Raw genomic sequence first — 9090 nt, forward strand, 5'->3', positions numbered from 1 at the left:
GCTCGATCAGCACGATGGTGGTGCCGAATTCGTCGTTCACGTCGAGGATGAAGCGACTCATGTCCTGCTTCTCCTCCAGGTTCATGCCGGCCATGGGTTCGTCCAGCAGCAGCACCTGCGGCTCCATCGCCAGCGCCCGGCCCAGGTCGACGCGCTTCTGCAGGCCGTAGGGCAGTTGCCCGACCGGCGTCTTGCGGTGCGCCTGGATCTCCAGGAAGTCGATGATCTCCTCGACGTGGCGCCGGTGTGCCAGCTCTTCGCGCTCGGCCGGGCCGACGCGCAGCGCCTGCAGGAACAGGTTGCTGCGGATCTTCAGGTTGCGTCCGGTCATGATGTTGTCCAGCACGCTCATGCCGGAAAACAGCGCCAGGTTCTGGAACGTGCGCGCAATGCCCATCTCGGCGATGCGCCGGCTGTTGACGTGGCTGAAGGTCTGGCCGCGAAAGGTGATCGAGCCCTCGGTCGGCTTGTAGACGCCGTTGATGCAGTTGAGCATCGAGCTCTTGCCGGCGCCGTTGGGGCCGATGATGGCGCGCACCTCGTGCTCGCGCACGTCGAAACTGATGTTGGTGAGCGCGTTCACGCCGCCGAAGCGCAGGCTGATGTTCTGCACCTCGAGGATGACGTCGCCGATGCGGCGCTGCGCCGCCGTCGCGGGCGCCACCGGAGCCAGGGCCGCGTTCATGCCGCCTCCTTCACGGGCGGAAAAGTCCTGGCGTCGACGATGCGCAGGGTGGCGGCCACCTTGCCCGTGCTGCCGTCCTCGAACTTCACCGCGGTCTCGATGTACTGCTCGGTCCTGTCCGAATACAGGGCGTCGACCAGCACGGCGTACTTCTCGGCAATGAAGCCGCGGCGCACCTTGCGCGTGCGCGTCAGTTCGTCGTCGTCCGGATCGAGCTCCTTGTGCAGCACCAGGAAGCGCCGGATCTGCACCTCGGCCATGCCGGCCTCGGCCGCCAGGTCGGCGTTGACCTTCTCCACGCACTCGGTCATCAGTTGCAGCACCTGGGGCTTGCCGGCCAGGTCGACATAGCCGGCGTAGGGGATGCTGTGGCGCTCGGCCCAGTCCGAGACGGCGTCAAGGTCGAAGTTGAGGAAGGCGCACACGTGGTCGCGATCGTGGCCGAAGCACACCGCCTCCTTGATCTGCGGGAAGAACTTGAGCTTGTTCTCGATGTAGTTGGGCGCGAACATGGCACCGCCCGTCAGGCGCCCGACGTCGCTGGCGCGGTCGATGATGCGCAGGTGGCCGTCGGCGTCGAGCACGCCGGCGTCGCCGGTGTGAAACCACCCCTCGCTGTCCAGCACCTCGGCCGTGGCCTCGGGGCGCTTGTAGTATTCCTTCAGCAGCGCCTGGCTGTGCACCAGCACCTCGCCGCGCTCGGTGATCCGCAGCCGCACGCCCGGCGCCGGCGGCCCCACGGTGTCGAGCTTGACCTGGCCATTCCTCTGCAGGCAGACGTAGGCGCAGGTCTCGGTCTGGCCGTACAGCTGCTTGAGATTGATGCCGATCGAGCGGAAGAAGCGGAACAGGTCCGGCCCGATCGCCGCGCCCGCGGTGTAGGCGACCCGGATGCGCGACAGGCCCATGGCGTTCTTCAGCGGGCCGTAGACCAGTACGTCGCCGAGCGCGTAGAGCAGGCGATCGCCCAGGCCGACCGGCTTGCCGTCGAGGAGGTCGGCGCCCACGCGCCGCGCCACCGCCATGAAGCGGCGGTACAGCCACTGCTTGAAGCGCGCCGCGTCCTCCATGCGGATCGACACCGAGGTCAGCAGGCCCTCGAACACGCGCGGCGGCGCGAAGTAGTAGGTGGGGCCGATCTCGTGCAGGTCGATCGCCACCGTCTCGGCCGACTCCGGGCAGTTGATGGTGTAGCCGGCCACCAGCCACTGCGCCACCGAGAAGAAGTAGTCGCCGGCCCAGGCCGGCGGCAGGTAGGACAGCACCTCGTCGCGAGCATTCAGGCCGTCGACCTCGATGCCGCCGCGCGCCGCCGTGATGTAGGCGGTGTGGGTCTGGCACACGCCCTTGGGCCGGCTGGTGGTGCCCGAGGTGTAGAGGATCACGGCCACGGCATCCGGCCGGACCTGCGCCACCCGCTGCTCGAACAGCTCGGGATGCTCGCGCGCGTGGGCGCGGCCGCGATCCATCAGCGCCTGCACGCTGATCAGGCCCGGCTGCGTGTAGTGGCGCAGGCCGCGCGGATCGTCGTAGATGATGTGCGCCAGGCCCGGCACGGCATGTTCACCCTCGGCCTCGCGCAGCTCCAGCAGCTTGTCGACCTGCTCCTGGTCCTCGGCAAAGGCAAAGCGCGCGTCCGTCTCCTGCAGCACGAAGGCCATCTCGGAGGCGATGGCGTCCTGGTACATCGGCACCGGCACGCCCGACAGGGCCTGCGCGGCAATGAAGCTCAGATACAGGCGCGGCCGGTTGTCGCCGACGATGGCCAGGCTGTCACCCGCCTCGAAACCCAGCGCCACCAGGCCGAGCGCCAGCGCGCGCACGTCACCCAGGGCGCGTTGCCAGCTCCAGGTCTGCCAGATGCCATACTCCTTCTCGCGCAGCGCCGGCGCCTGGGGCTGCTGGCGCGCGTGTTGCAGGAGCAGCTGGGGAAAAGTCGTCTCCATGGACGAGAAATCTCCTTGTCGTCGTTCCGGCGAACACCGGATTGGCGTGGATTCAATGCTAAGCCCATACTTTGACGCCGTGTTGTCGTTTGAACGACAATCAGGGACCAATCCACTCGGGTTTAACCCTTAGTTGCCACCTCCCGCACTGCACGAACGCCGCCGCCCGCTCACGGAACCGGAGCTGGCGGGCGTGCCCTGGCTGGCCCATCTGCAGGGCTCGGAGTACGAGCGTGCGGCGGCGCAGCTGCGCGTCACCGAGGCGGCGGCTGGCGAGCTGATCTGCCGCGTCGGGCATCCGGCCACCTACTGGTTCGGCGTCGTCGACGGCCTGCTGAAGATGAGCACCGCGACCGAACAGGGACGCGTCATCACCTATACCGGCCTGATGCCCGGCGGCTGGTTCGGCGAAGGCACGGTGCTCAAGCGCGAGCCCTATCGCTACGACATCCAGGCATTGCGACGCTCCCTGGTGGCGGGCCTGCCGGTGGAAACCTTCCACTGGCTGCTGGACCACTCGATCGGCTTCAACCGCTTCATCATGAACCAGTTCAACGAGCGGCTCGCGCAGTTCATCGGCACCATCACCGCCGGGCGCGGCGCGAACCCGGAGCAGCGCGTGGCACGCAGCCTGGCTGCCCTGGTGAATCCGGTGCTGTTCCCGGGCGTGGGCGAGGTGCTGCGCATCACGCAGCAGGAGCTGGCCTACCTGGTCGGCCTGTCGCGCCAGCGCGTCAACGAGGCGCTGCAGGCCCTGGCCACGCGGGGCGTGCTGCGCATCGAGTACGGCGGCCTGCGCATCCTGGATCTGGCGGCGCTGCGCTCGCTCTACTTCTGAATCGCGACCCGGCCCCGCCATGAGCACGCCATCCGCCCCGCGCTTCCAGCGCGCGCCCCGCCCCGACGACGTCGCGCCGTCCGCGGGCACCGCGGTGCGCCTGAACAAGCGACTGGCCGAACTGGGGCTGTGCTCGCGCCGCGAGGCCGACGCCTGGATCGAGCGTGGCTGGGTGCGCGTGAACGGCCAGGTGGCCAGCATGGGCATGAAGGTCACGCCGGCGGACCGGGTCGGCGTCGAACGCGAGGCGCGGACCGAGCAGGCGCACCGCGTCACCATCCTGCTGCACAAGCCGGTCGGCTACGTCAGCGGCCAGGCCGAGGACGGCTACCAGCCGGCCGCCACCCTCGTCGACGCACGCAGCCACTGGCGCGGCGACCCGGCGTCGCTGCGCTTTGCCCGGGGCCAGCTGCGCGGGTTGGCGCCGGCAGGCCGGCTCGACATCGACTCCACCGGCCTGCTGGTGCTGACACAGGACGGCCGCGTGGCGCGCCAGCTGATCGGCGCCGACTCGACCGTGGACAAGGAATACCTGGTGCGGGTGCGTCATGGCAGCGTCACCCACGACGTGCAGGCCAGCTTTCCGGCCGCGCAGTTGCAGCGCCTGCGCCACGGACTCAGCCTGGACGGCGCGCCCCTGAGGCCCGCGCAGGTCGACTGGCAGAACCCCGAGCAGTTGCGCTTCGTCCTCACGGAAGGCAAGAAGCGCCAGATCCGCCGCATGTGCGAGCAGGTCGGCCTGACGGTCACCGGACTCAAGCGCGTGCGCATCGGCCGCGTGCGCCTGGGCGAGCTGCCGGTCGGGCAGTGGCGCTACCTGGGGCCGCACGAGAGCTTCTGAAGGGCAGGCGCCAGCGCCCTTGAAAATCGGGGACTCGCCCCCATTTCGCATCGCGTGGCGCGGCATCTGCGCCATTCCGTTTTCCTGAATACCGACGACATGAGCAAGCAAACCCACTCCTTCCAGGCCGAGGTCGCCCAGCTGCTGCACCTGGTCACGCATTCGCTGTATTCCAACAAGGAGATCTTCCTGCGCGAGCTGGTCTCCAACGCCTCCGACGCCTGCGACAAGCTGCGCTTCGAGGCCCTGGCCGACGACTCGCTCTACGGCGACCAGCCCGAGCTGCGCGTGCGCATCACCAGCGACAAGGAGGCCGGCACCATCACCATCACCGACACCGGCATCGGCATGAGCGAGGCCGAGGCGATCGAGCACCTGGGCACCATCGCCAAGAGCGGCACGCGCGAGTTCATGAGCCGCCTGTCGGGCGACCAGAAGCAGGACGCGCAGCTGATCGGCCAGTTCGGCGTCGGCTTCTACTCGGGCTTCATCGTCGCCGACCGGATCACCGTGGAGTCGCGCCGCGCCGGCCTGCCGCCCGAGCAGGGCGTGCGCTGGGTGAGCGGCGGCACCGGCGACTTCGAGGTCGAGGCCATCACGCGCCCCGAGCGCGGCACCAGCGTGATCCTGCACCTGCGCGAGGACGCGCGCGAGTTTGCCGACGCCTGGCGCCTCAAGGAGCTGATCGGCAAGTACTCTGACCACGTCGCGCTGCCGATCCAGATGGAAGGCGAGAAGTGGGAGGAAGGCAAGGAGGAAGGCCAGCCCGGCCAGATGGTCAAGACCGGCGAGTGGGAGACCGTGAACCAGGCCACCGCCCTGTGGACCCGGCCCAAGAAGGACATCACGGACGAGCAGTACACCCAGTTCTACGAGCAGATCGCGCGCGACTGGCAGCCGCCGCTGGCCTGGAGCCACAACCGCGTCGAGGGCAGCACCGAATACACGCAGCTGCTCTACATCCCGAGCCACGCGCCGTTCGACCTGTGGGACCGCGAGAAGAAGCCCGGCGTCAAGCTCTACGTGCGGCGCGTCTTCATCATGGACGACGCCGAGCAGCTCTTGCCGCGCTACCTGCGCTTCGTCAAGGGCGTGGTCGACTCGGCCGACCTGCCGCTCAACGTCAGCCGCGAATTGCTGCAGGAAAGCCGCGACGTCAGGGCGATCCGCGAAGGCAACACGCGCCGCGTGCTGGCGCTGCTGGAAGAGCTGGCCAGCGCCAGGCCAGAAACACCGACGGCGGACGGCGCAGACACGGCGGAAGTCACCGACGTGCAGGACAAGAACGAGGCCGCCAGCGACAAGTACGCCAGCTTCTGGCGCGAGTTCGGCGCCGTGCTGAAGGAAGGCCTGGGCGAGGACCACGCCAACCGCGAGCGCATCGCCCGGCTGCTGCGCTACGCCTCGACCATGCACGACGGCCCCGTCGTGTCGCTGGCCGACTACAAGGCGCGCATGAAGGAAGGCCAGAAGGCCATCTACTACATCGCCGCCGACACCCTGGCCGCGGCAAAGAACAGCCCGCAGCTCGAGATCTTCCGCAAGAAGGGCATCGAGGTGCTGCTGATGACCGATCGTGTCGACGAGTGGGCCATCTCGTTCCTGCAGGAATGGGACGGCACGCCGCTGCAGTCGGTGGCCAAGGGCGCGGTGGACCTGGGCGAGCTGCAGGACGAGGCCGAGAAGAAGGCCGCCGAGCAGGCCGCCGAGGCCGTCAAGCCGCTGGTCGAGAAGCTGAAGGAAGCGCTCAAGGACAGCGTGGAGGACGTGCGCGTCACCACGCGCCTGGTGGATTCGCCCGCCTGCCTGGTGGTCAAGGACAGCGGCATCAGCCTGCAGCTTGCGCGCATGCTCAAGCAGGCCGGCCAGCCGGCGCCCGACACCAAGCCGGTGCTGGAGATCAACCCCGAGCACCCGCTGGTCAGGAAGCTCGAAGGCGACGCCCACTTCGACGACCTCGCCCACATCCTGTTCGACCAGGCCCTGCTGGCCGAAGGCGGCCTGCCCGACGACCCCGCAGCCTACGTCAGGCGCGTGAACGCGCTGCTGGTCTGAGGTGGTCATGCGCCCTGCGCGCACCGAACGCCAGGTGCGCGTCGACCTCGCCGCCGCCTACCGCATGGCGCACGTCAACGGCTGGGACGACACCATCTACACGCACCTGTCGGCCAGCGTGCCGGGCGAGCCGGGGCACTACCTGATCAACCCCTTTGGCGCCGGCTTCGACGAGATCACGGCCTCCTCGCTGGTCAAGGTCAACGTCGCCGGCGAGGTCGTCGACGGCTCCGGCGCCCGCGTCAACCCCAGCGGCTTTGCCATCCACGGCGCGGTGCACGCGGCGCGCCCCGAGGTCGAGTGCGTAATCCACCTGCACACGCCCTGGGGCGTGGCCCTGTCCATGCTGCCGGATGGTCTGCAGCCGACCTCGCAGTGGGCCATGCGCCTGTACCGGCGCCTGGGCCGCCACGCCTACGAAGGCCTGGCCCTGGGCCCGGAGGAGCAGCAGCGCCTGGTGGCCGAACTCGGCCAGCTCGACGGCCTGCTGCTGGAGAACCACGGCCCGCTCGTGGTCGGCCGCAGCGTCGCCGAAGCCTGGATGCTGATGCACCTGCTGGACCGCGCCGCCCAGGCGCAGCTGCGGGCCATGGCCGCCACCGGTGGCAAGATGCTGGCCGCCAGCCACGAGCTGGCCGAGCTCACCTACCGCCAGTGGGTGGGCGACGGCAGCGAGTGGGACGGCGACCTGGAGTGGCCCGCCCTGCTGCGGCGCATCGAGCGCCTGTCGCCCGGTTTCCGCGAGTGACCATTCACTTCAACCCGTTCACACACCCCAGAACCACCCAGGAGACCCCATGCCCACCATCCGCGTCGAACTCTTCGAAGGCCGCACCATCGAACAGAAGCGCGCCCTCGCCGCCGCGCTCACCGAAGCCACCGTGCGCACCCTGGGCAGCAAGCCCGAGGCGGTCGAGGTCCTGTTCTACGACATCGCGCGCCACGACTGGGCCGTGGGCGGCAAACTGCAAAGCGACGACCAGCCGCCCGCGCCCGGCGGCGGCGCCTGAACCGCCATGACTTCAGATCCCACCCGCAACCGATACCCTCGCCCGCCCAGGCACGCACGCGTCCGTCTCCCGAATCGCGTGGCGATTGCTGCCACCGCCCTGCTGCTGGGCGGCTGCGCCGCCGGCGTCGGCATCGGCGTGCCTATCGTGCCCGGCGTCTCGCTGGGCGTGGGTGTCGGCAGCGGCGGCAACGTCAACGTGGGCGTCGGCACCGGGGTCGGCCCGGTCGGTGTCGGCGTCGGCGTGAACCAGCACGGCCAGGTTTCGGCCGGCGCCGGTGTCGGTGCCAGCGTGCCGGTTGGCGGCGCGCGCGTGGGGGCCGGCGTCGGTGTCGGCACCGTGGTCCACGATCCCAAGCGGGCCCCCGCCGCCCCGGCCGCCAGCACGCCGCAGCCGCAGTCCCTCAGCCCGGCCGCGGGCGAGTTCTGAAGCGCCGCTTCACCACTTCTCGCCAAACGGCCGCGCCTGCACCTCGAACGACCAGGCCGAGCGGTCCTGCTGCGTCAGCGACCAGGCGATGGCCGCCACGCCGTCGGGCTGCACGAAAAAGCTGTCCGGCCGCTCCGACATGCGCTGGCGCGTGCGCGGCAGGTCCACCACGCCGTCGATGATGATCAGCGCCACGTGGATGCCGGCCGACCACCAGTGCCGCGCCATCGATTCGGCCAGCGTCCGCTGCGCCGCCTTGGCCTGCGCAAACGCCGCCGTGCCCGCGCCGCCCCGCAGCGACGCCGTGGCGCCGATGAAGATGATGTTGCCGCGGCCGCGCTCCTTCATCGCCGGTGCCACCGCCCGCGCCGCCGCAAACGCCCCCAGCACGTTCAGCCGCCACGCCGCCTCCAGGTCGCCCGCGCTGACGTCCTCGACACTGCCCCATACACCCGAGCCGGCGTTGTAGATCAGCGTCTCCGGCGCGCCCTGCTCCCGCGCCACGTGGGCCAGCACCTCGGCCACCTGCTCCGGCTGGCCGGCGTCGCAGGCATAGGCCCGGGCGCTGCCCAGCTCGCCGACAAGCTGTTCGGAGTAACCGGTCGAGCGCGACAGCAGGGCCAGTGCCTGCCCCTCTATTGAGAAGCGCCGCGCCAACGCCGAACCGTCGCCCGGACCGATACCGATGATGGCGCAGAGGGAAGGTGTGGACATGGGGATTCCTTGGATTGATCGATAAATATTCAAGTACGCATCGAGTCCGGATATGCCTCATCAGACCATTGTCAATCGTCCACAGATTAGGAAAAAATCAACCCAAGATGAAGCGGATTTGTTCCGCCAAAAAACGGATTTGGATATTTGCGCCCCTCATCCAGATGCTGCTCGATAAATTCAGCCAGCCAAATATACCTTCGATCCCGCGACGCCCCTCCTGCCGCCTTGTAAGCGGCACTCGAGTCATCTTCACCACGCGTCACAATCCTTTGCTCTAAAGCCAATTCTCTGATTAAATGGGCTTTCAGCCATTTCAATTGACCGTGACTATTCCAAATTTTCAAAAATAGCCTCTCTTTGAACCCAAGATCTTTTGAAATTCTGGACTCTATATTCTGAATTCCTTCAAGTGCGCTTCGATAGCCAAGTAGTCGTCCCTGCAAATCCCCGCCAAGCGGCATGGACACTGGGTTTTCGCCGATTCCAGGTGAAGCCCAATCCCCCGAGAATTGTTTAAGGAAACTCTGCATAACCTCGACACCACGCCTGTTGCGTGAGACAGTCGCACC

10 protein-coding genes are annotated in these 9090 nt (G+C 68.2%); 6 read left to right on the top strand and 4 right to left on the bottom strand.

The window, feature by feature from the left end; translation table 11 throughout:
- Both PKA16_RS14880 and PKA16_RS14885 read right to left on the bottom strand, forming a co-directional pair.
- Window positions 1-685: ABC transporter ATP-binding protein (locus PKA16_RS14880; protein WP_324404317.1), on the bottom strand; the 685-nt coding region annotated here is incomplete at its 3' end.
- Window positions 682-2631, bottom strand: a complete 1950-nt coding sequence (locus PKA16_RS14885) for an AMP-binding protein (protein ID WP_324404319.1) — start codon at window positions 2629-2631, stop codon at window positions 682-684. The genes PKA16_RS14880 and PKA16_RS14885, both read right to left, overlap by 4 nt.
- A gap of 133 nt (window positions 2632-2764) precedes the next feature.
- Here PKA16_RS14885 and PKA16_RS14890 point away from each other — a divergent pair, with 133 nt between their 5' ends.
- The 6 genes from PKA16_RS14890 to PKA16_RS14915 all read left to right on the top strand — a co-directional run bounded on the left by PKA16_RS14890 (window position 2765) and on the right by PKA16_RS14915 (window position 7804).
- The gene (locus PKA16_RS14890) at window positions 2765-3469 is read left to right on the top strand and encodes a Crp/Fnr family transcriptional regulator (protein WP_324404321.1); all 705 of its coding nucleotides are present in this window, start codon (window positions 2765-2767) and stop codon (window positions 3467-3469) included.
- Window positions 3470-3488: 19 nt separating this feature from the next.
- Entirely contained in the window at window positions 3489-4310 is an 822-nt protein-coding gene (locus tag PKA16_RS14895) for a pseudouridine synthase (RefSeq protein ID WP_324404323.1), read from the top strand.
- Between the two features lie 99 nt (window positions 4311-4409).
- On the top strand, window positions 4410-6365 hold the full coding sequence (gene htpG / locus PKA16_RS14900; RefSeq protein WP_324404325.1) for a molecular chaperone HtpG: 1956 nt from the start codon (window positions 4410-4412) through the stop codon (window positions 6363-6365).
- A gap of 7 nt (window positions 6366-6372) precedes the next feature.
- Entirely contained in the window at window positions 6373-7113 is a 741-nt protein-coding gene (locus PKA16_RS14905) for a class II aldolase/adducin family protein (RefSeq protein ID WP_324404327.1), read from the top strand.
- Window positions 7114-7162: 49 nt separating this feature from the next.
- The gene (locus PKA16_RS14910; RefSeq protein ID WP_324404329.1) at window positions 7163-7375 is read left to right on the top strand and encodes a 4-oxalocrotonate tautomerase; all 213 of its coding nucleotides are present in this window, start codon (window positions 7163-7165) and stop codon (window positions 7373-7375) included.
- A 78-nt stretch (window positions 7376-7453) separates the two neighbouring features.
- Window positions 7454-7804 carry a hypothetical protein gene (locus PKA16_RS14915; RefSeq protein WP_324404331.1) on the top strand — a complete coding sequence of 117 codons (351 nt, stop codon included), beginning with the start codon at window positions 7454-7456 and terminating at the stop codon, window positions 7802-7804.
- Window positions 7805-7813: 9 nt separating this feature from the next.
- On the opposite strand, the gene PKA16_RS14920 is transcribed toward PKA16_RS14915, so the two are convergent.
- The gene (locus PKA16_RS14920) at window positions 7814-8518 is read right to left on the bottom strand and encodes an SDR family NAD(P)-dependent oxidoreductase (RefSeq protein ID WP_324404333.1); all 705 of its coding nucleotides are present in this window, start codon (window positions 8516-8518) and stop codon (window positions 7814-7816) included.
- Between the two features lie 86 nt (window positions 8519-8604).
- Window positions 8605-9090, bottom strand: a 486-nt coding sequence (locus tag PKA16_RS14925) for a hypothetical protein (protein WP_324404335.1), incomplete at its 5' end; no start/stop codon positions are given.

The sequence above is a fragment of the Ottowia sp. genome, assembly GCF_035325765.1.
Taxonomy (GTDB): Bacteria; Pseudomonadota; Gammaproteobacteria; order Burkholderiales; family Burkholderiaceae_C; genus Ottowia.

Excerpts from the sequence above, each read along its gene's own strand:
- PKA16_RS14885 (WP_324404319.1), bottom strand. The coding sequence starts at position 2,631 with ATGGAGACGACTTTTCCCCAGCTGCTCCTGCAACACGCGCGCCAGCAG.
- PKA16_RS14895 (WP_324404323.1), top strand. The coding sequence starts at position 3,489 with ATGAGCACGCCATCCGCCCCGCGCTTCCAGCGCGCGCCCCGCCCCGAC.
- htpG (WP_324404325.1), top strand. The coding sequence starts at position 4,410 with ATGAGCAAGCAAACCCACTCCTTCCAGGCCGAGGTCGCCCAGCTGCTG.
- PKA16_RS14905 (WP_324404327.1), top strand. The coding sequence starts at position 6,373 with ATGCGCCCTGCGCGCACCGAACGCCAGGTGCGCGTCGACCTCGCCGCC.
- PKA16_RS14910 (WP_324404329.1), top strand. The coding sequence starts at position 7,163 with ATGCCCACCATCCGCGTCGAACTCTTCGAAGGCCGCACCATCGAACAG.
- PKA16_RS14920 (WP_324404333.1), bottom strand. The coding sequence starts at position 8,518 with ATGTCCACACCTTCCCTCTGCGCCATCATCGGTATCGGTCCGGGCGAC.